Origin of the sequence: Polyangium spumosum (genome assembly GCF_009649845.1) — a bacterium.
Taxonomy (GTDB): Bacteria; Myxococcota_A; Polyangia; order Polyangiales; family Polyangiaceae; genus Polyangium; species Polyangium spumosum.
Window position 1 is genome coordinate 325,536 of the sequence record NZ_WJIE01000005.1, and the last position, 20,889, is coordinate 346,424.

Consider the following 20,889-nt stretch of genomic DNA (forward strand, 5'->3'; position numbering starts at 1 on the left):
CTGCGGCATGCGCGTCTTTCCTTTCGCCGCGGCGATCGCGGCCCTCTCGCTCCTCTCGCCCGCCACATCCCACGCGAACGGTCGTTTCCCCATCGCCGACCAGCTCGTCGTCGACCCGAACGATCCTTCCCACATCGTCCTTCGCACCACGTACGGCGTCCTCGAGACCTCGGACGCGGGCGGCGCGTGGTCGTGGATCTGCGAGGGCGCGGTTGGTTACGGCGGCACCCAGGATCCGGCCATCGGCGTGATGAGCGACGGCACGATCCTCGCCGGCATCTTCGAGGGCCTGAGCATCAGCCACGATCGCGGCTGCGCCTGGGACTTCGCGCCGGCCCCGCTCGAGAAGGAGTACGTCATCGACGTCTCCGTCCACAAGGACGACCCCACGCGCGCCGTCGCCATCACCTCCACCGGCAAGGGCACCGACGGCTTCCACGTGATCATCGCCGAGACCGCGGACAACGGCAAAACCTGGACGCAGGCGGGGAACGCGATCCTGAGCGACTTCATCGCCCTCACGGTCGACGTCACGCCGTCGAACCCGCAGCGCCTCTACGCGAGCGGCATCGTGGGCAAGTCCTTCGCGCCTGCGATCGAGCGCTCCGACGATCGCGGCGTCACCTGGACGCGCACCTACCTCGACGCTTCCTACGCCAAGTACGTCCCCTTCCTCGCCGCGATCGACCCGCAGAACCCTGACCGCGTCTACCTGCGCATGAGCGGCGATCCGATCGACAAGCTGCTCGTCAGCGACGACGCGGGCGCCACGTGGACCGAGGTCTTCGCGGCGGCCGACGATCTGCTCGGCTTCGCGCTCTCGCCCGACGGCGCGCGCGTCGCGATCGGCGGCCCCAAGGACGGCATCCAGCTCGCGAGCACCGCGGACCTCGCCTTCCAGAAGGTCAGCGACGTCTACACGCGTTGCCTCACGTGGACGACGGCGGGCCTCTACGCTTGCGGCAACCAGTTCGTCGACGGCTTCACCGTTGGCCTCTCGAAGGACGAGGGCAAGACCTTCGAGAACCTCTACGACTTGCCCGACATCTGCCCGCTCGAGTGCCCCGCGGAGGCCGAGACGACGGCCGCGTGCGTGATGAGCTGGCCGGGCATCGCGGCCACGCTCGCGATCGAGCCGAGCGCGTGTGGTGGCATCGGCGCGGGCAGCGGATCGGGCAGCGGCAGCGGCGGCGGTGGGCCGCAGCCGCTCGAACCGGCGGGCGGATGTGCCTGCGACCTCGGCGGCGCTTCGAGCACCTCCGGCGCGGCCGTCCTCGGCGGCCTCGCGGCGCTCGCCTCGTACTTTCGACGGCGGAGGGCGGCTCGATGCTCTAAGCTCCGCGCATGATCCGCGTCGGCGAAAAGGCCCCCGAGTTCAGCGCGAGCGCGTCCACGGGCGCAAACGTCAGCCTCTCTGCGATGCGCGGCAAGCGCGTCGTTTTGTACTTCTTCCCCAAGGCCTTCACCTCCGGGTGAACGGTCGAGGCGTCGCGGTTTCGCGACGCATACAAGGAGATCGTCGCCCTCGGCGGCGAGGTCGTCGGCGTCTCGACGGACAAACACGAGACGCAGTGTGACTTCGCGAAGTCCCTCTCCGTGGAGTTCCCCATGATCGGGGACGCGGACAAACGCATCGCCAAGGCGTACGGTGTCCTCTGGCCGATCATCGGCCTCGACCGGCGCATCACGTTCGTGATCGACGAGCAAGGCATCGTGCGGGGCGTGTTCAACTACGAGCTGCTCCCGCACAAGCACGTGGACGACGCGATCGCGCTGTTACGCGAGCTCGCCGCAAAAGCAGGCTAACCCAGCGCCGCCCGCACGCTCTCCTCGACGATCCCGAGCAACGTCTCGAGCTCGTCGTCCGGGATCGTCAAGGGCGGCGCCACGTACACCACGTCCCCGAGCGGCCGCAGATACGCCCCGCGCTTGCGCGCCTCCACGTAGACCTTCCAGCCGAGCTCGCCGAGGTACGCGGCTCCCTTCGACAGATCGAGCGCGCCGATCATCCCGAGCGATCGGCTCCGCACCACGCCGGGGATCTCGCGCATCGCGGCGAACGCCTTCGTGATACGCGCGGCCTTCGGCTGGACCTTCGCCACGATCTCTTCCTCGCGGAAGATCGCGAGCACCTCGCGCGCGATGGCCGCGCCGAGCGGGTTGCCGCAGAACGAGTGGCCGTAATAAAACGCCCGCTCCGGCGCGCCGAGGAACGCGTCGAAGACCCGCCCGGTCGCGAGCGTCGCCGCCATCGGGAACATGCCCCCGGAGAAGCCCTTCGCGAGGCACATCAGATCCGGCGCGACGCCCGCGCGCGTTGACGCCCACATCGCTCCCGTGCGCCCGTAACCCGTGAACACCTCGTCGATCACGAGCAGCACGTCGTACCGATCGCAGAGCGCGCGCGCGTGCCTCAGGTACGCCGCGTCGTACATCCGCATCCCCGCCGCGCCTTGCACGAGCGGCTCGAGCACCACCGCCGCGATCGTGTCGCTGCCCTCGGCGAGCAGCTTCTCCAGGGCCTCGAACGCGCGCGCGTATCCGGCGTCCTCGGGCGCGTCGCCCTCGGGCGGCGGCACGTGGATGCACTCCATGAGCACGCCCGCGAAGGGCCTTCGAAACACCTCCACGCCCCCGAGGCTCGCGGCTCCGATCGTCTCGCCGTGGAACGCTCCATCGAGCGCCACGAACCTCCGGCGCTGCGGGCGCCCCTCGTTCTGCCACATCTGCAGCGCGAGCTTCAGCGCGACCTCCACCGCCGTCGAGCCGTCGTCGCTGTAGAACACCTTCACGAGCCCCGGCGGCGCGATCGCGACGAGCTCCTCGCCGAGCTTCGCCGCGCCCTCGTGCGTCACGCCCGCGAGCGACACGTGACAGAGCCTGCCCGCCTGCCGCGCGAGCGCCTCGACGAGGCGCGGGTGGTTGTGCCCCAGCGTCGAGACCCACCAGCTCGAGTTCGCGTCGAGGTAGCTCCGCCCGTCGACGTCGAAGAAGCGCGCCCCCGCGGCCCGCTCCACGCAGAGCGGATCCACCTCGTCGATGTACCGCTGCATCGGCGTGTACGGGTGCCACACGTACTGTTTGTCCGCGCGCACGAGCTCGGCGCGCCATCGCGCCCGCGCGTCTTCGTCCTTCGTCACGCCTTCCTCCCTGCAAACGCGCGCCGCACCTCGACCGGCATCGGCGGCAGCGAGCTCGTGCGGCTCACCTCCGGCGGCACGCTCCTCCGCCCCGGCGGCGGCTCCCCTTGTTGCGGCAAGAAGATCCGCACCTCCGTCCCCGCGCCCACGTCGCTCTGGATCGACAGACGCCCGCCGTGCGCGTCCACGATACGCGCCACGATCGCGAGGCCGAGCCCCGTCCCCGCCGCCCGCGTCGTGAAGAACGGATCGAGCGCGCGATCCCGCACCGACGTGTCCATCCCCTCGCCCGTGTCCGCGACGCGCACCTCGACCCCGTGTACGCTGTTCTCCACCTGCGGCACGAGCGTGACCGTGAGCGAACCTCCGCTCGGCATGGCCTGCAGCGCGTTCGTCACGATGTTCTCGAACACCTGCCGGAGGAGCATCGGATCGGCCTGGATACGCTCGAGCGGCTCCGGCTCCACGAACGTCACCTTCACGCTCGTCTGGTTCTGCGAGAGCGCGAGCGCGCGCTCCACGATCTCGCGCGCCGACACGAGCTGCCGCTCGCAGCGCACCGGCCGCGCGTACCGGAGCAGATCCCCCACGAGCCGGTTCAGCCGCGACGCCTCCTCGTCGAGGATCCCGAGCAGCGTCTGCCGATCGTCCTCGCCGAGCCCCTCGCGCCGGAGCGTCGCCACGGCGGTCGTGATGATCGCCAGCGGGTTCCGCACCTCGTGCGCGATCACCGCCGAGAGCTCCCCGACGGCCGCGAGCTGCTCCTTGCGCACGAGCTCCGCCTGCGCCGCGCGTAGCTCCTCGTAGGCCCGCGCGATCTCCGCCGACCTCGTCTTCAGCTCCCCCGCGCGCTCCTCGAGCCGCAGCCGCAGCGACGCGTACCGCGACAGGAGCGACATCACGACGCCCATCACGAACGCCGCGTAGCCGTAGGGGCTCGCGAGCGGCTTGCCGTGCCCGAGCACGCCGTGAATGCCGTCGTAACCCGTGCTCACGACGAGCGCGAGCGCGCCCCAGAGCGAGGGCAAGAGGTCCACGCGTCCTCGCAGCGCGCCTCGCACGAAGACCGTCGCGCCGAAGAGCGACGCCACGAGCGCCCCGATCGACACCACGACCGAGAGCGCGCCGCGCGGCGTCACGACCTGCACGACCGAGACCCCGAGCACCGTCACGGGCGCCTCGGCCACCACCCCGTGGCGCCGCAGATCGTCCACCACGACGGCCACGGCGAGCGCCGCTGCGGCGCCGTAGATCCCCACGAGCGCGCGCCGCGCGAGCCTCCACTGCGAGAGCTGCGCGACCACGTGCGCGACGAGCCCCGCCGCGAGCACGCGCCCCACGTCCGAGGCGACGAGCACCATCCGCACGACGTCGGCGCCCCGGAGCACGTGCAGCGCCGCCACGCCCGCCGTGTGCACCGCGAGCGCGAGGCAAAAGAAACCGAACAGGAAGAAGTCGGCCTCGCGCCCGCGCAGGCGCTCCCGCCGCCGCGCGACGAAGCAGAACGTGGCGATCGCGACGTACGCGACCACCCAAGCGCTCATGAATCCGGCGATGGCGTGGGCGTGCAAAGTCCTCGGAGCTTTCCCCGATCCCCCGGCCCAGGGCTATCGGGAGCCGGCCTCCTCTTGGGCCGGGAAGGGCCTTCGCCCGGGCCGAGCATGCGCGTGGACAAGGGCCACGACAAGCCGATTTTCGCGCCTCCCTCGGGCCGCGCCCATCGCGCCGACCGTGGGGTTGTGAAACGGTTGCGGCCCGCGCAACTTTTTCCCCGGTAGATCCCGTTACCAGGCGCACGCCCTGGCCTCGCCGTGGCGGGGACGGGGCAAAGACCGTTCGGGGCACGTTGCTTGCTTCTTCGGCCCGGGATCCTGCAGTCTTGCTTGTCGCGAAGGATCCATCCGGAGGTTCGGTCCATGGCGCGTGCGTCGGGCACATCGAGAGGGACGCTCGGGGAGAACGGCTCGTCCGGCGCGAAGCGGCGCGCGGCGTGGAGATCGAGCTTCGCCCTCGCGATGTTCGCGCTCGCGCCGGCGGCGCTCGTCTTCGCGTGTTCGGCCGAGCAGCCGCTCACGCCGCGGCCTGGCGAAGGCGGCACCGGCGGCACCGGCGCGGGGACGAGCGTGGGCCCCTGCGTCGACGGCCAGGTGCGCGCCTGCTCCGTCACGATCGGCGAGCACAACGGCATCCTCACCTGCCTCGACGGCAAGCAGGCGTGCGTCGAGGGCACGTGGGGCGCGTGCGCCGAGGGCACCATCTCTTCCCGCGCGGCGCCTCCGAAGGCGAAGGTCCGACAGACCTCCGCGCGCCCCGACGACGGCGCCGGCGGCGTCATCGTCTACAGCCACACCGCTGGCCCGTGCGTGAACAACCCCTGCGATCCTTCCTGCCAGGTCTTCGAGGAGCAGCCCGACGCGGGCCTCACGCCCGACGCCTCGGGCAGCATCTACGACTGGCAGACCGGCGACCTCGGCGACTTCCCCGGGGGCCTCGTGAACAAGGGCCTCAAGGAGCCCTGCGCGCAGGCGAGCGACTGCCAGTACAACATGCAGTGCCGCAGCCCCGTGACGGGCACGTGCGCGCACCACAAGTGCGCCGAGGGCTCTGGCCTCGCCGCCGACTGCGATCCGTGCGTCACGAAGATCTGCGACATCGATCCGAGCTGCTGCGCCCAGCCCTACGAGGGCACCTGCGCGCACGACCCGTGCAAGGTGGGCGGCAAGCTCAAGTCGAGCTGCGACGCTTGCGTGAAGGAGGTCTGCAAGGCCAAGGCGAGCTGCTGCAGCGGCACCTGGGATCAGAGCTGCGTCGACCTCATCCCGAGCGAGTGTGGCAAGACGTGCGACGCGGCCCTCGGCGGCTGGGATCCGACGTGTGTCGACAAGGTCTACACGGTCTGCGGCGCCACGTGCCAGGACGCGGGGAACTGCGAGCACAGCAAGTGTTACGCGGGCCCGCCGCTCAACCCGGCCTGTGATCCGTGCGTCGCCAAGGTCTGCGCCGTCAGCCCCTCGTGTTGCTCGACGACCTGGGACAACCTCTGCGTCGACAAGGTCGCGACCCTCTGCCAGGAGAGCTGCCCGGTCAAAGGCGACTGCGTCCCGTGGCTCCCCGGCGAGACGGATCCGCAGTGCACCGGCATCGACCTCTCCGTCGGCGTCCCCTGCAACGGCGTCGTGCCCGTGTGCAACCACGGAAAAACCGAGGCGCCCGCGGGCGTCCGCCTCGTGCACTTCCCGGCGAACTCGCAGCAGTACCCGAAGTGCGCGCCCGACCAGACGCACCCCAACATGCAGGAGTGCCTCACGCAGGAGCCGATCCCGCCCGGCCAGTGCATCAGCGTCGACGCGAACGCTTGCGGCATCGGCAACGGCAACCGCGAGATCATGATCAACCCGCCGAAGAAAAACGCGGCGAGCCCCTACTTCGACGAGTGCTTCTGCGAGAACAACTGGTCGCTCTCGAGCGGCGGCAACGGCTGCGCGCCGCCCGAGTGCTCGGTCGTCACGAGCAAGACCGTCCGGCAGGTGAACATGTTCGTCCAGTTCGACCGCTCCGGCTCGATGACGATCAACGACCGCTGGGGCAAGGCCACCGGCGCGCTGAAGAACTTCTTCAAGGATCCCTCGTCCGCCGGCCTCGGCGTCGCGTTGCGCTTCTGGGAGCACTTCAAGCCCGTCGCCGGCTGCGACGACACGGCCTGCAACGTCGACGCTTGCTCCGTCCCGCTCGTCCCGCTCGCCAAGCTCACGAGCGACCCCGCGCCCACCGACGCGCAGGAGCAGAAGCTCGTCGCCGCCATCGACGCCACGCTCCCGACCGCTGACACGCCGCTCCAGCCTGCGCTCGCGGGCGCAGAGAAGTGGGCGAAGGCCTACCAGCTCGCGAACCCCGCGCAGCAGACCGTCGTCGTGCTCGTCACCGACGGCAAGCCGAACTCTTGCGGCAACGACAACGCCACCATCGCCGCCTTCGCCGAGGACGCGCTCGTGAACGCCGGCGTGCTCACCTACGCGATCGGCATCCAGGACTCGAGCCCGACGCTCATGAACCTCATCGCGCAGAAGGGCGGCACCGGCTCGGCGTTCTTCATCTCCGACGCCGACGACATCGCGCAGAAGTTCCTCTCGGCCATGCTCCAGATCAAGGGCGACACGGTCTCCTGCGAGTTCGACCTCCCGAACGCGGGCCTCTTCGATCCGACGAACGCCACCGTCGTCTACACGCCCACGCAGGGCCAGCAGGTGAACATGGCGAAGGTCCTCGACGCGGCCTCGTGCGGCAACGGCTGGTACTTCGACAACGCCGCGAACCCCTCGAAGATCACCCTCTGCCCGACCACGTGCCAGACGGTCCTGAACGACGCCGGCGCGCAGATCGACGTGCAGCTCGGCTGCCCCGGCTCCTACGATCCGGCCACGTACACGCACGTCTACCAGGCCACGTGCCCCACGGGGACGAAGGTGCAGTGGGGCTGGTTCGCCTACGACACCGTCACGCCCGGCGACTCGAACGTGATCTTCGCCGCGCGCACCGCGACCGCGGCGGACCAGCTCTCCGGCGCCTTCACCACGCTCGCGACGGCGCGCGCGACGCCCGCCGACACGCAGCTCTGCACCATGGCCGGCCCCGCGCCTTGCCCGATCGACGTCTACACGAAGCTCGATCTCCCGGGCGCGCGGCAGGAGTTCCTCGAGTTCTCCGTCACCTTCAACCCCACCACCAACAAGGGCGCGGCGCCGACGCTCAACGGCTGGGAGATCACCTACTCGTGCGTCGACAGCGAATGACCCGATCCCTCGCCCCCTCCCTCGTGCTCCTCGGCCTCGCGCTCGTTGCGTGTGGCGAAGACGCGCTGCCGCCCCGCACGCAGCCGACCACGAGCTCCTCGGGCTCGGGTGGACAAGGCGGCGACGGCGGACAAGGCGGCGCGGGCGGCGTCGGCGGACAAGGCGGCGCAGGCGGACAGGGCGGCGCGGGCGGCGTCGGCGGACAGGGCGGCGCGGGCGGCGGCGTCCCCGATCCGTTCTGCGGCGACGGCAACGTGAACCCCGAGCTCGGCGAGGAGTGCGACGATGGAAACCCCGCGCCGGGCGACCTCTGCTCTCCCGAATGCAAGCTGCTCTTCAACGAGGTCGAGCCGAACGGCACCGCTGCCGAGGCGAACCCGTGGGTCTCTCCGTTCGGCGCGGAGATCTCGCCTGCGGGGGACGTCGACGTCGTCACCTTCGAGATCACGGACGGCCCCAGGAGCGTGATCGTCGAGACGCGCGACTCGGGCGACGGCGCTTGCGCCGCGGGCCTCGTCGACACCGTCGTCGAGGTCCTCGGCGCCGACGGCGCCACCGTGCTCGCCGCCGACGACGACAAGGGCGAAGGATTCTGCTCGCTCGTCACCGTCGCCTCGTTGTCCGCGGGCACCTACCACGTCCGCGTCGTCGCCTCGCCCGAGGCCGCCGCCCCGACCTTCGCCTACCGCCTCGCGATCGGCGTCGTCACCGACGTCTGCGGCGACGACATCCGCACGCCTGCCGAGCAGTGCGACGACGGCAACCAGAACGCGGGCGACGGCTGCGGCCCGACGTGCCAGCTCGAGATCAGCGAGACCGAGCCGAACGACACCTCGGCCCAGGCCGACCCCTACGTCGCCCCGTTTCACGCCGTCCTCGCGCCGGCCTCGGACGTCGACGTCATCGTCGTGGACGTCGCGTCCGCCGGCTCGACGATCACCGCGCAGACCACCGACGCCGGCCTCGGCGCTTGTGCGCTCAACGAGCTCGACACGGTCGTCGAGATCCTCGACGCGGACGGCACGAGCGTGATCACGAGCAACGACGACTTCGTCGGCTTCTGCTCGTACGTCGAGGCGCCGGGCCTCGCGCCTGGCAAGTACTACGTGCGGGTCAAAGCGGGCCCGCTCTTCGACGGCGCGGGCCTCTACAGCCTCTCCGTCCTCGTCGCGCCCCCCTGACTTGACCGCCGCGAGCCTCGGCGTAAGGCTCGCCCACGTGCCCCAACGCAAGCGTTACCTCTTCGTCTGCGTGAACCGCCGCCCCGACGGCACGCCCAAGGGCTCGTGCGCGCAGCGCGGCTCCGTCGAGCTCCACGCGGCCCTCAAGGACGCGCTGAAGGACCGCGGCCTCGCGAAGACCGAGGTGCGCGCTTGCACCTCGAGTTGCCTCGACGTCTGCTGGGCCGGCCCGGTCGTCGCCGTCGAGCCCGACGGCTACTTCTACGGCCGCGTCACGACGGAGGACGTCCCTGCGATCGTCGAGGCCCTCGCCGCTGACACGCGCGTCGAGCGACTCGTTTTGCCCTCCAACGATTTCGACGAGAAGACCGCGGGCCCAGCTCTCCCCACGGAGGGCGGGCAGCCGTGAGCGGCTTCGAGTTCCGCGAGACGATGGCGGGCAGCTACCATCGCGTGGACGATCCGCACAAAGAGCGCCCTCTCTCGTTCACGATCCGCGCCCGCAGCGCGCCGCTCCTCCGCTTCCTCCGCCGCCCCGAGGTCGAGATCGAGGGCGCGATCGACGCCCCCGGCCTCGCGGAGCACCGCTACCTCCGCGGCACCCTCGGCATGGATCTGCTCCGCACCGGCACCCTGCCCTACGCCTTCCACTTCCAGGGCGACGACGACAAACCCTACGTCTTCGAGGGCCGGAAGAACGTCTCCGCGCGCGAGCTCGTCGAGTCCATGACCGTGCTGCCCGGCGAGATCAAAACCGCGGACGGCGACCTCGTCGCCCGTGCTCTCTTGCGCTTCGACGCGCGCAGCGATCTGCTCAAGTTCTTGAAGAGCTTCCGGCGCTCTCGCTAGCCGGACGGAGGACGAATCGATGCGACGGCTCGATCCCAAGGCCAGCGTGGTGCTCGTCGTCGACGTGCAAGACAAACTCGCCGCGGCGATGCCCGAGGACCGCATGAAGGACCTCGTCCGCGCCGCCACCGTGCTCCTCGAGGCCGCGGACCTTCTCGGCGCGCGCGTGCTCGCCACCGAGCAGTACCCCGCGGGCCTCGGCCGCACCATCACCCCGATCGGGGACAAACTCCGCGCCATGAGCGCGCCCGTCGTCGAGAAGATCGACTTCTCCGCCTGCGACGACATCGGCTTCGAACGCGCGTGGGCGACGAGCGGCCCTCCGCGCGCCGCGATCGTCCTCGGCATGGAGACCCATGTCTGCGTGATGCAGACCGTGCGTGAGCTCTGCACACGTGGCGTCGACGTGCACGTCGTCGCCGACGGCGTCGCCTCGCGCCGCGACGATCACCGCGCCGTCGGCCTCGATCTCTGCCGCGCCGCCGGCGCCACCCTCACCACCATGGAGACCGTCGTCTTCGACTGGCTCGGGCGCGCCGGGACGGACAACTTCAAAAAGCTCTCGAAGCTGATCCGGTGACAGCCTGACAACCCGACATCCTGGCGCCGACGCTCCTCGTCGATTTTAGCGATCCCGCACACCTCGTTTTTGCCAAGTTGACGGAGGGAAAGTCAGCGTGGACACGACGCCTAGGGTCGTGACATGTTGTCGACATGGTTGACGAGCTGTCAGGATCTTCGACGCCTGCGCCTCCCGAGGCGAAGGCGGGGGCCGACGCGCCCACCGTGCTCGTGGTGGACGACGAGCCCAGTAACCTTGCTTCCATCGAGAAGATTTTTCAGCGTGACGGCATGCGCGTGCTCACCGCGCCCTCGGCCCGCGCTGCGCTCGACCTCCTCCGGGGACATCGCGTCGAGGTCGTCCTCACCGACCTCATGATGCCCGGCACGAGCGGCATCGAGCTCCTCCGCGCGATCAAGCAGCTCGCCCCCGACACAGAGGTCGTGCTCATGACGGCGTACGGCACCGTCGAGACGGCCGTCCAGGCCATGCGCGAGGGCGCCTACGACTTCGTCGAAAAACCCCTCAAGCGGATGACGATCATCAAGAGCGTCCGCAAGGCCGCCGAGCGCCGCTCCCTCGTCGCCGAGAACCGCTCCCTCCGCCAGGAGCTGAAGCTCCTCACGAAGCGCGAGATCATCGGCTCGAGCCCCGCGCTCCGCCGTGTCCTCGACGTCGCGACCCAGGCCGCGCCCTCCTCTGCCACCGTGCTCGTCCTCGGCGAAAGTGGCACCGGCAAGGAGCTCGTCGCTCGTTACATCCACGACCACAGCGCCCGCCGGCACGGACCTTTCGTCGCGGTCAACTGCTCCGCCATCCCCGAGACCATCCTCGAAGCCGAGCTCTTCGGCCACGAGCGTGGCGCCTTCACCGGCGCATTCGCCCGCCGCGAGGGCCGGTTCGCCAAGGCCGCCGGCGGCACCCTCTTCCTCGACGAGATCGGCGAGCTCAGCCCTTCCGTGCAGGTCAAGCTCCTGCGTGTCCTCCAGGAGAATGAATACGAGCCCATCGGCGGCGATACCGTCCGCGCCGATGTTCGTATCGTCGCCGCCACCAACAAGGACCTCCGCGCCGAGATCGCGGCGGGCCGCTTCCGCGAAGACCTCTTTTATCGCCTGAACGTCATCGCGATCACGGTCCCTCCGCTCCGGGCGCGCCGCGAGGACATCCCGCTGCTCGTCGACCATTTCCTCGGCGTGTACTGCGCCAAGAACAATCGTGGCCGCCTCGAGGCCCCGCGCGAGGTCCTCGCGCGCCTGCTCGACTACTCGTTTCCGGGCAACGTCCGCGAGCTGGAGAACGTGATCGAGCGCGCCGCCGTGCTCTGCCGCGGCGAGAAATTGTCCATCGAGGATCTGCCCGAGTCGATCCGCGAGAGCGCGGCGGCCGCCCCCGAGACCATCACCTTCTCGGTCGGCACGCCGCTCGACGAGGTCGAACGCCGGCTCATCCGGGAGACGTTGCGTTACGCCCATGGCGACAAATCCGTCGCCGCCCAGCTCCTCGGGATCTCCACCCGCACGATCTACCGCAAGCTCGGAGAGATCGAGGGTTGATCACCGGGAAGAGCGGCGCTACCCCGGCGCTTGAAAATCCGATTGTCACTTTGGCAATCCTCACCGCCCCCACCCTACCCCCTTCGCCACGTTGTCGATCGTGCCCTCCCCGCGCGAAAAAAGGCCCGGGAAGCGCTAAGATCGGGGCTGGCACGTCTCTCGCTTGCACGGAGCTGGGCTCATGGGACTCGACGCGATCCTGAAGCGCTACTTTCCCGCGATCATCTGCCTGTTGATCGCCTCCGCCGCCTATTTCCAGGCGTCGGGAATGGGCGAGCTCGTCGCCGGCAGCGTGCTGCTCGATCCGTCGTCGATGCCGCCGCCGCCGCCGCCCAAGGGTGGCCTGCCGCACAGCGGCGCCGGACAGGAGCGCTCGGTCAACGCCGGGCCGATCCTGAGCCGCAACCCGTTCGACTCGGTCACGGGGCCTCTCGACGGCAAGCCCCTCGATCTGCCCGACGCGCCCGACGCGCCGGCGCCCGATAGCAGCGATCCTTATAGCGATCCCGTCTGCGACGTGGGCAAGGTCCTTCTGATCACGCAATCGGAGGATCCCGATTGGTCGTTCGCCGCCATTGCGGGCTCGGACGGCAAGGCGCAGCTCCGGCGGCGCGGCGACGACGTCGGGGGGCACGAGGTGTACTGGATCGGCTGGGATCGCGTGTGGCTCATGAGCGGCAGCTCGCGGTGCCAGATGCAGGTGCACGGCGAGGTCCCGCAGAAGCTCGCCTCCGCGCCGAAGGCCGCGGAGACCAAGCCGAAGCCGGCGCCGAAGCGAAGGGGCGCCAAAGCGGTCCCCAAGGAGATCGCGGACAAGATCCACAAGGTCAGCGAGACGCAATTCGACGTCGAGCGCTCGGTCGTCGACCAGATCCTGGAGAACCAGGCGGAGCTCATGCGGTCGGCGCGAATCGTACCCGAAAAAGAGGGCGACAAGGTCGTCGGGATCCGGCTGTTCGGCGTGCGCCCGGAGTCGCTCCTCGGTACACTCGGGCTCGAGAATGGTGACCGTCTCCAGTCCATCAATGGCTTCGAGATGGCAGATCCGCAAAAAGCGCTCGAGGCATACGCGCGGCTCCGCAGCGCGGACAAGCTCCAGGTGAGCGTCAATCGGCGCGGCAAGCCGATGACGATCGATTTCAACATCAAATGACCGGGACGAACGGTTCCGCGACGGACGGCATCGAGACGGGAGACCGAGGGATGGCGAAGCTCAAGCTGCCTGCATTCAACGAAGGGACGCTGCTCCAGCGGACGCTCCTCTACGTGGGGACGTTCGTGGTGGGCTCGATCGGCTTCGTCGCCCTCGCGAGCCTGATCGTCGTATCGGTCGCGAAATCGGTCCTCCCCGCGCGTGGCGAGGGCGGCGAGGACGGCGCGGACAAACCGTCCGAGGTCGCCGCCTCCCCGGGCAAACCGACCAGCAAGATCCCTCGCCCGAAGCGGAGATCGGCCTCCTCCGCGCCGGCGGAGCCGCCCGCCGAAGCCACGCCTTGAAGACTTCTCCTAGCGAATGACCGAATCGAACTCGAGGATCATGAAGACGCCTTACGGAAACTCCCGCCTGGGAAGGTTTGGCTTCGGTTTCGCGGCGCTGCTCTGCGCCTCCGCGCCCGCGATCGCGTCCGCGCAGAATGGTCCGCCGCGCGGCGCCCCCGTGCTCAAGACGCCCGGCGCGCGTCCTCAGCTCGGCCAGGCCCAGGGCGCGCCCGGCGCGGGCGGCCCCAATGCGGGGGCGCCCGCCGGCTTCCCTCCCGGCCCGCCCCCGCGCGCCGGTGCGCCTCTGGGTCCTCCGCCCGTCGTCGGCGAGGATCCCATGGCCGGCGTGAAGCAGGGCCCGAAGGAGATCGATTTCAAGCCGAAGCGCGGCAACTTCATGGTCTCCTTCAACCTGGAGGAGGCCGACCTCAACGAGCTCGTCAAGGCCATCAGCAACATCACCGGCCGTCGATTCATTTATGGCGGCAAGCTCCGCCAAATCAAGGCCACGGTGTATTCGCCGGACAAGGTCAGCGTGCAGGAGGCCTACAGCGCGTTCCTCTCGATCCTCGAGACGAACGGCCTCACCGTCATCCCGCACGGCCGCTTCCTCAAGATCGTCGAGACCCCCGGCGTCGTCACGCAGACGACCCCCATTTACGGCGCGGGCACCGCGGTCCCCGCCGAGGATCGCTTCATCACGCGCATGTACCGCGTCTCCAACGTCGATTCGAACGAGGCGGCGAACGTCCTCGGGAAGTTCAAATCGAAGGAGGGCGACATCACGGTCCACCCGTCCGGCAACCTCATCATCATGACGGACACCGGATCCAACGTGCAGCGCATGATCCGCATCCTCGAGGACATCGACGTCGGCGGCGCGGGTGATCAGATCTGGTTCGAGCCGATCCATTATGCCGGGGCGAACGACGTCGCCATGAAATTGAACGAGATCCTCGACCTCAAGCCGGGCGCCGGCGGCAAACCCGGGGCCAAGGGCGGCGGCGGGGGCGGCGGCGCGCGGATCCTCGCCGACGATCGCACGAATTCGCTCGTCATCACGGCCAACCAGCCCGATTACATGCGCCTGCTCGAGCTCATCAAGCGCATGGACGTCCCGCAATCCGGCGACGGGCAAATGCACGTCTTGCCCCTCCAGCACGCGGGCTGCAAGGACCTCTCGGGCACGCTCAATCAGCTCCTCGGCGGCGCGACCGGCGGCGGCGCGGCGCCGGGCGGCCGGCGCGGCGCCCAGGCCGCCCCGCCCGTCCCCGGCTCGACCGAGGACATCTTCGAGGGCCAGGTCAAGATCACCTGCGACGAGGGCTCGAACAAGCTCGTCGTCACCTCCTCGCTCCGCGATTATGCCGCGCTCCGCAGCGTCATCGACGAGCTCGATCAGCCGCGCCGCCAGGTCTTCATCGAGGCCGTGATCATGGACGTCAACGTCGATCGCACGCAGGACGTCGGCGTCCGCTGGCACATGGGCGCGCCCGTGCCTTCCCCCGTCGAGGTCGACGGCGTGACCGGCGACGGCATCATGTACGGCGGCAATGACCCGCTCACCTCCGCGGGCGCGCCGCTCTCCGTCGCGAATCAGCTCGGCGCATTCGCGCTCGGCGTCCGCGGGCCGACCATCGCGGAGTCGGCGAACCTGCTCGGCACGGGCATTTCGATCCCGGCGTTCGGCGTCATCATGCACGCGATGGCGACCGACTCCGATTCGAACGTCCTCGCCACGCCGCACATCCTCGCGACCGACAACATCCCGGCCACCATCGAGATTGGCCAGAACATCCCGCTCCAGACCAACGTCGGCGGCAGCCTCGGCGCGCTCGCGGGCGCGGCGGGCGGCGCGGGCGGCGCCATGGGCGGCATGGGCGGCATGGGCGGCCTCGGCCTGCTCGGCGGCCTCGGCGGCTTCGCCGCGCCTCGCCAGGACGTCGGCACGAAGATCGAGGTCACGCCGCACGTCAATGACTCCGATCAGGTCCGCCTCGAGATCACGGAGGGCATCTCGGAGGCCGGCGCGCCGCAGGGCCAGCTCGGCGCCATTCCGATCATCAAGCGCCAGGCGAAGACCACGCTCGTCGTCCGCGACCAGCAGACCGTGGTCATCGGCGGCCTCATGCGCGACGCCGTGACGAACTCCCGCACGAAGATCCCGATCCTCGGCGACATCCCCGTCCTCGGCGCGCTCTTCCGCACCACGAAGAAGACCACGCAGAAGACGAACCTCCTGCTCGTCCTGACCCCGTACATCATCCGCGATCAGGAGGACCTCCGCGCGATCTTCGAGCGCAAGATGCAGGAGCGGCAGGAGTTCCTCGACCGGTATTTCGTCTTCGGCGACTCGGAGTGGGAGCCCCCGAAGGATTACGCGCGCGCCAATGGCCTCGTCGAGGACATCCGGCAATCGCAGATCAAGATGGCCGACCGGGCGCGGCTCGAGGAGGAGGCCAGGCCGAAGGGCCCGCGCTCGCATGAGCCCGGACAACCCATTGCGGTGCCGAGCATCGCCGTGCGCGGCGACGACGGCGGCGGAGCGGTCCAGGCCATGCCTCCTCCGACCACCGGCAATGCGCCGGCGGCGCCCGTCCCGCGCCGCCGCCCGGCCGGCGCGCCGGCCCGGCCCGTACAGCGGGTGGAGTGATCATGAACCCGGTAGCCCGAGAAGAATACGTCGGCGAGATCCTGGTCCGCCACGGCGTGGTCGACGCCGAGAAGCTCGCGCCGCTCTTCGAGACCGTACGCGAGCGCGGCCAGGCGCTCACGGACCTCCTCGTCTCGTCGAACCTCGCGGACGAGGGCAAGATCGCCCGCGCGCTCGCGAGCGAAATGGGCCTCGATTTCCTGCCGAAGATCGACGTCGATCAGATCAAATTCGACGTCGCCTCGCGCCTGCCCATCACGTACGCGAAGCAGCGGTTCATCCTGCCCGTCTTCGAGGACGAAGAGAGCGTGCACGCGGTCGTCGCCGACCCGCTCGACACGCTGGCGGTCGACGACGTACGCGCGATCTTCGCGAAGCCCGTGGAGGTCTCGGTCGCGACGCGCAATCACGTCCACGAAGCGATCAACCGCGTCTGGGAGAAACGCGAGGGCCAGGGGAACCTCGAGGGCGACAAGCACGAGGAGGAAGACAACCTCGTCGACATCATCGACTCCGATGACGACGCCCCGATCATCGCCTGGGTGAACAGCCTCTTCGCGCAGGCCGTCCGCGAGCGCGCGAGCGACATCCACATCGAGCCCGAGGAGCGCGACGTCGTCGTTCGTTATCGCATCGACGGCGAGCTCTACGTCGCGCGCCGCGCCTCGAAGCAGTTCATGGCGCCGATCGTCGCCCGCGTGAAGATCATGGCGAGCCTCAACATCGCCGAGAAGCGCCTCCCCCAGGACGGCCGCATCACGCTGAAGATCGCGGGCAAGAGCGTCGACGTCCGCGTCTCCACGGTCCCCACGAGCCGCGGCTTCGAGCGCATCGTCATGCGCCTCCTGCACAAGACGAGCATCCTGCTCGGCCTCGACGATCTCGGCTTCGCCCCGCGCGAATACGGGATCATGGATCACCTCATCAATCGGCCCGACGGCATCATCCTCGTCACGGGCCCGACCGGCAGCGGCAAGACGACGACGCTTTATGCCTGCCTGAACCGCATCAACGACCCGAGCCGCAACATCCTCACGGCCGAGGATCCGGTCGAGTACGAGATCGGCGGCATTCACCAGGTCCACGTCCACCCCTCGATCGGCCTCACCTTCGCGAGCGCGCTCCGCGCCTTCTTGCGCCAGGATCCGGACGTCATCATGGTCGGCGAGATCCGCGACAAGGAGACCGCCGAGATCGCGATTCACGCCTCGCTCACGGGTCACCTCGTGCTCTCGACGCTGCACACGAACGACTCGGCCGCGGCCGTCACGCGCCTCGTCGAGATGGAGATCGAGCCCTTCCTCGTGCGCTCCAGCGTCATCGGCATCCTCGCGCAGCGCCTCGTGCGTATGCTCTGCCAGCATTGCAAGGTGCCCTATCAGCCGACGGCCTACGAGCTCCGGCAGCTCGGCCTCGACGAGGAGCGCCTCGCCTGGAAGGCGAAGCGGCTCCCGTCGCAGCGGTATTCGGTGCACGGGCTCGAATACGAATACGTCGGGCAGCACATGGGCAGCTCGCCTGTCTTCTTCAAGCCGGGCGGCTGCGATGCCTGCTTGCAGAAGGGGTTCGTGGGGCGGCGTGGTATCTACGAGCTGCTCGTCATCGACGACGCGATCGGCCCCCTCATCCTCAAGAACGCCGACGCGCAGACGGTCAAGCGCGTCGCGATCTCGCAAGGGATGGACACCATGCGCGACGACGGCGCGCGCAAGGTCCTCAAGGGTATGACGACGGTCGAGGAGGTCCTCGCCGCGACCCAAGAGGACGTCATCGTGGACGAATAGGAGGAGCGGGCCGTGGCCGTCTTCGAGTACAAAGGCATCCTCGTCGCCACCGGAAAGCCGGTGAAGGGCGTGCGCGACGCGGAGAACGCGAAGGCGCTCCGCGTCCTTCTGCGCAAGGACGGCATTCTCCTCACGACCGCCGCGGAGGAGCAGGCCGCCGCGGCGAAGACCAAGAAATCGATCAACCTCCTCGCCTTCGCGCAGCGCCCCTCCACGAACGACGTCGCCGTCGTCACGCGCCAGCTCGCGACCCTGCTCAAGGCGGGCATTCCGCTCTTCGAATCGCTGACCGCGCTCATCGATCAGGTCGAGAAGGAGGCGCTGAAGCGCGCGCTCACGCAGGTGCGCGAGCAGATCCGCGAGGGTACGAGCTTCGCCAAGGCGCTCGAGCAGCACCCCTCGATCTTCCCGCCGCTCTACGTGAACATGGTCCGCGCCGGCGAGGCGTCGGGCATGCTCCAGCAGGTCCTCGAGCGCGTCACCGCGTTCCTCGAGGCCCAGGCGAAGCTCACGTCGAAGATCACCTCGGCGATGGCGTATCCCATCCTGATGGCGATCCTCGGCACCTCGCTCGTCTCGGTGCTCATGATCGCGGTCGTGCCCAACGTGACCTCGATCTTCGCCTCGATGGATCAGGCATTACCCTGGTACACGGCGGCGCTCATCGGCCTCTCCGATTTCCTGAGCAACTACTGGTGGCTCGTGCTCGGCCTGCTCGCGGGCGGCATCTGGGGGTTCCGGCGCTGGGTGCGCACGCCGGCGGGCCGGCTGAAATGGCACGGCATGCTGCTCAAGGCGCCCATCGTCGGCAAGCTCGTGCTGATGATCGCGATCGCGCGCTTCTCGCGCACCCTCGCCACGCTGCTCAGCGCCGGCGTCGCGCTGCTCGGCGCGATGGATATCGTGAAGAACGTCCTCGGCAATGCCGTCCTCGAGAAGGTCATCGCCGACGCGATCGGCTCGATCCGCGAGGGCCAGAGCATCGCCGAGCCCTTGAAGCGCAGCGGCCAGTTCCCGCCGATCGTGACGCACATGATCACCATCGGCGAGAAGAGCGGCCAGCTCGAGGAGATGCTGGAGAACGTTTCGAATGCGTACGATCTGGAGGTCGAGACCCGCGTGACGGTGCTGACGAGCCTGCTCGAGCCCCTCATGATCGTGTTCATGGGCGGCGCGGTCGGGTTCATCGCGTTCTCGATCCTCATGCCGCTCATCCAGATGTCGAGCTTCGCAGGGTAGAGGGGGAATCGGGGCGTGGCGCGGCGCAGGCAGCGAGAGACGACGATCTGGTTCCCGTGGGAGCGGGGCGGGGGCATCTTGCGCGGCCGCGGCATGGCGCGGGCGAAGCTCGTCGCGCTCGCGCTCGGGATGGCCACGCTCTTGCTTCTGCTCGGCGCGCGCGAGCGGCGCAAGACCGGCGTCCGCTCCACGATGGCCACGATCGGCGTCGTGCGGGCGGGCCTCGACGCGTACCGGGCGGATCACGAGCGAAAGTGCCCTCCGTCGCTCGATGCGCTAAAAACGGAAGGTTATATCGGGATCGACCCCATCGACGCGTGGGGCAGGCCGCTCCGGCTGGTTTGCCCTGGTCAGAAGGACCCGGAGGGGTACGATCTCACGAGTGACGGGCCGGACGGCGAAATCGGCGGTCTCGACCGCGTGGAGTGAACGGATCATGAAGGTGAAAGCGAATCGAATCCGGAAGTGGAAGCGTGCGGCGTCGCGGGGCGTGACGCTGGTCGAGGTCCTGATCGTGCTCGCGATCATGGCGATCATCGCGGGCGGCGCCACGGCGCTCGTGTTCCCGCAGCTCAAGAAGAGCCGCGTGAAATCGGCCGTGCTCTCGGCGGGCGTCATCAAGACGGCCGCGCAGCAGTACCAGCAGCTCGAGATGGCCGGCAGCAGCACGTGCCCGACGCTGAAGGACCTCATCGACGGCAAGCAGATCGACGCGAAGAAGACCGACGATCCGTGGGGCACGCCGTTCAAGATCACCTGTGAAGGCGACGAGATCACCGTGATCAGCGCGGGCGCGGACCGGAAGGAAGGCACGCCGGACGACGTGAAGGACGATTTCAAGGACGCCGACATCAAGCGCGTCGGCGATCTCTGACGAGGATCCATGCCGGCCGCCTTCGCCCGTCCCTCGAAATGCCACGCCGCCGCGTCCTCGCGCGGGCGGCGTGGCCTGTCGCTCGTGGAGGTCTTGATCACCCTGGCGATCATGACCCTCATCACGGGGGCGGCGGTCCTCGGGCTCGGCGGCCTCAAGCGCGCGCGGCTCCGGCAATCGGCGGTGATGATCACGAGCGCGGTGCGCGTCGCGTACGGGCACGCGAATGCGATCGGAAAACCCGTGCGCCTCGTGTTCGATTTCGAGAAGCGCTCGGTGGTGCTGGAAGAGGGCACGGGGCAGCTCGCGATCGACCGGCGGACGAAGACGGGCGGCGCGGCGGGCGCGACGGAGTCCGAGCGCGAGGCGGAGCAGCAGAAGGCGCAGGACGACAAACTCGAGCAGCAGGGTCTGCGCGCGCCGAAGCCCTCGTTCACGCCGACCTCGGCGTTTGGCTTCGAGGGGGACAAGGAGAACCCCGGCAAGTCGCTCGCGGACGGCATTCGTTTCATGTCGGTCGACACCGCGCACCAGGACGAGCCGATCGAGGAGGACCGGGCGTATCTTTATTTCTTTCCGGGCGGACAAACCGAGCGCGCCGCGATCCAGATCGTGCTCGGCAACCCCGCCGAGGCGGACAAGGACAGGGATTTCATGACGATCCTCGTCTCGCCGCTGACGGGCAAGCCCACGATGCAGAAGGGCCGCGTGGAAATGAAGCGGCCTCGTGACGACGAAGAGGAATCGGAGCGCGAGGACTCGGGTTTCTAGAAAACGGGTAT

18 protein-coding genes are annotated in these 20,889 nt (G+C 69.1%); 16 read left to right on the plus strand and 2 right to left on the minus strand.

The window, feature by feature from the left end; translation table 11 throughout:
- The first annotated feature begins 7 nt into the window (after positions 1 to 7).
- Both GF068_RS18755 and GF068_RS43645 read left to right on the plus strand, forming a co-directional pair.
- Entirely contained in the window at positions 8 to 1,348 is a 1,341-nt protein-coding gene (locus GF068_RS18755; RefSeq protein WP_153820781.1) for an MYXO-CTERM sorting domain-containing protein, read from the plus strand.
- Positions 1,345 to 1,806, plus strand: a complete 462-nt coding sequence (locus GF068_RS43645) for a peroxiredoxin (protein WP_240807029.1) — start codon at positions 1,345 to 1,347, stop codon at positions 1,804 to 1,806. Before GF068_RS18755 ends, GF068_RS43645 begins: the two co-directional genes overlap by 4 nt.
- On the opposite strand, the gene bioA is transcribed toward GF068_RS43645, so the two are convergent.
- Entirely contained in the window at positions 1,803 to 3,140 is a 1,338-nt protein-coding gene (bioA, locus tag GF068_RS18770; protein ID WP_338046454.1) for an adenosylmethionine--8-amino-7-oxononanoate transaminase, read from the minus strand. The two genes, GF068_RS43645 and bioA, sit on opposite strands and share 4 nt — an antisense overlap.
- The gene (locus tag GF068_RS18775; RefSeq protein WP_153820784.1) at positions 3,137 to 4,684 is read right to left on the minus strand and encodes a sensor histidine kinase; all 1,548 of its coding nucleotides are present in this window, start codon (positions 4,682 to 4,684) and stop codon (positions 3,137 to 3,139) included. The genes bioA and GF068_RS18775 overlap by 4 nt, the downstream gene beginning before the upstream one ends.
- A gap of 372 nt (positions 4,685 to 5,056) precedes the next feature.
- Between GF068_RS18775 and GF068_RS18780 the strand changes: the two genes are divergently transcribed.
- From GF068_RS18780 to GF068_RS18845, 14 genes are all read left to right on the plus strand, one after another.
- Positions 5,057 to 7,930, plus strand: a complete 2,874-nt coding sequence (locus GF068_RS18780) for a vWA domain-containing protein (RefSeq protein ID WP_153820785.1) — start codon at positions 5,057 to 5,059, stop codon at positions 7,928 to 7,930.
- Entirely contained in the window at positions 7,927 to 9,111 is a 1,185-nt protein-coding gene (locus GF068_RS18785) for a DUF4215 domain-containing protein (protein WP_170319564.1), read from the plus strand. The genes GF068_RS18780 and GF068_RS18785 overlap by 4 nt, the downstream gene beginning before the upstream one ends.
- A gap of 37 nt (positions 9,112 to 9,148) precedes the next feature.
- The gene (locus GF068_RS18790) at positions 9,149 to 9,520 is read left to right on the plus strand and encodes a (2Fe-2S) ferredoxin domain-containing protein (RefSeq protein WP_275939181.1); all 372 of its coding nucleotides are present in this window, start codon (positions 9,149 to 9,151) and stop codon (positions 9,518 to 9,520) included.
- Positions 9,517 to 9,960: a hypothetical protein gene (locus tag GF068_RS18795; protein ID WP_338046455.1), complete on the plus strand. Its 444-nt coding sequence runs from the start codon at positions 9,517 to 9,519 to the stop codon at positions 9,958 to 9,960. The genes GF068_RS18790 and GF068_RS18795 overlap by 4 nt, the downstream gene beginning before the upstream one ends.
- A 19-nt stretch (positions 9,961 to 9,979) precedes the next feature.
- Positions 9,980 to 10,540: an isochorismatase family protein gene (locus tag GF068_RS18800; protein WP_153820788.1), complete on the plus strand. Its 561-nt coding sequence runs from the start codon at positions 9,980 to 9,982 to the stop codon at positions 10,538 to 10,540.
- A 134-nt stretch (positions 10,541 to 10,674) separates the two neighbouring features.
- Positions 10,675 to 12,078, plus strand: a complete 1,404-nt coding sequence (locus GF068_RS18805) for a sigma-54-dependent transcriptional regulator (RefSeq protein WP_153820789.1) — start codon at positions 10,675 to 10,677, stop codon at positions 12,076 to 12,078.
- A gap of 181 nt (positions 12,079 to 12,259) precedes the next feature.
- A complete protein-coding gene (gene gspC, locus GF068_RS18810; RefSeq protein WP_153820790.1) occupies positions 12,260 to 13,231 on the plus strand; it encodes a type II secretion system protein GspC in 972 nt (323 codons plus the stop codon).
- 50 nt (positions 13,232 to 13,281) lie between these two features.
- Positions 13,282 to 13,575, plus strand: a complete 294-nt coding sequence (locus tag GF068_RS18815) for a hypothetical protein (RefSeq protein WP_153820791.1) — start codon at positions 13,282 to 13,284, stop codon at positions 13,573 to 13,575.
- 40 nt (positions 13,576 to 13,615) lie between these two features.
- Positions 13,616 to 16,210 (plus strand): type II secretion system secretin GspD, encoded by a 2,595-nt coding sequence (gspD, locus tag GF068_RS18820; protein WP_153820792.1) that lies wholly within the window; start codon positions 13,616 to 13,618, stop codon positions 16,208 to 16,210.
- 2 nt (positions 16,211 to 16,212) lie between these two features.
- A complete protein-coding gene (gene gspE / locus GF068_RS18825; RefSeq protein ID WP_153820793.1) occupies positions 16,213 to 17,994 on the plus strand; it encodes a type II secretion system ATPase GspE in 1,782 nt (593 codons plus the stop codon).
- Between the two features lie 12 nt (positions 17,995 to 18,006).
- Positions 18,007 to 19,233 (plus strand): type II secretion system inner membrane protein GspF, encoded by a 1,227-nt coding sequence (gene gspF, locus GF068_RS18830; protein WP_338046456.1) that lies wholly within the window; start codon positions 18,007 to 18,009, stop codon positions 19,231 to 19,233.
- A 15-nt stretch (positions 19,234 to 19,248) separates the two neighbouring features.
- Entirely contained in the window at positions 19,249 to 19,662 is a 414-nt protein-coding gene (locus GF068_RS47070; RefSeq protein ID WP_338046457.1) for a type II secretion system protein GspG, read from the plus strand.
- A 7-nt stretch (positions 19,663 to 19,669) separates the two neighbouring features.
- Positions 19,670 to 20,107, plus strand: coding sequence for a type II secretion system protein (locus tag GF068_RS18840; protein ID WP_153820794.1), 438 nt, complete (start codon positions 19,670 to 19,672; stop codon positions 20,105 to 20,107).
- 9 nt (positions 20,108 to 20,116) lie between these two features.
- Positions 20,117 to 20,878 (plus strand): pilus assembly FimT family protein, encoded by a 762-nt coding sequence (locus GF068_RS18845; RefSeq protein ID WP_153820795.1) that lies wholly within the window; start codon positions 20,117 to 20,119, stop codon positions 20,876 to 20,878.
- The last annotated feature ends 11 nt before the right edge of the window (positions 20,879 to 20,889 follow it).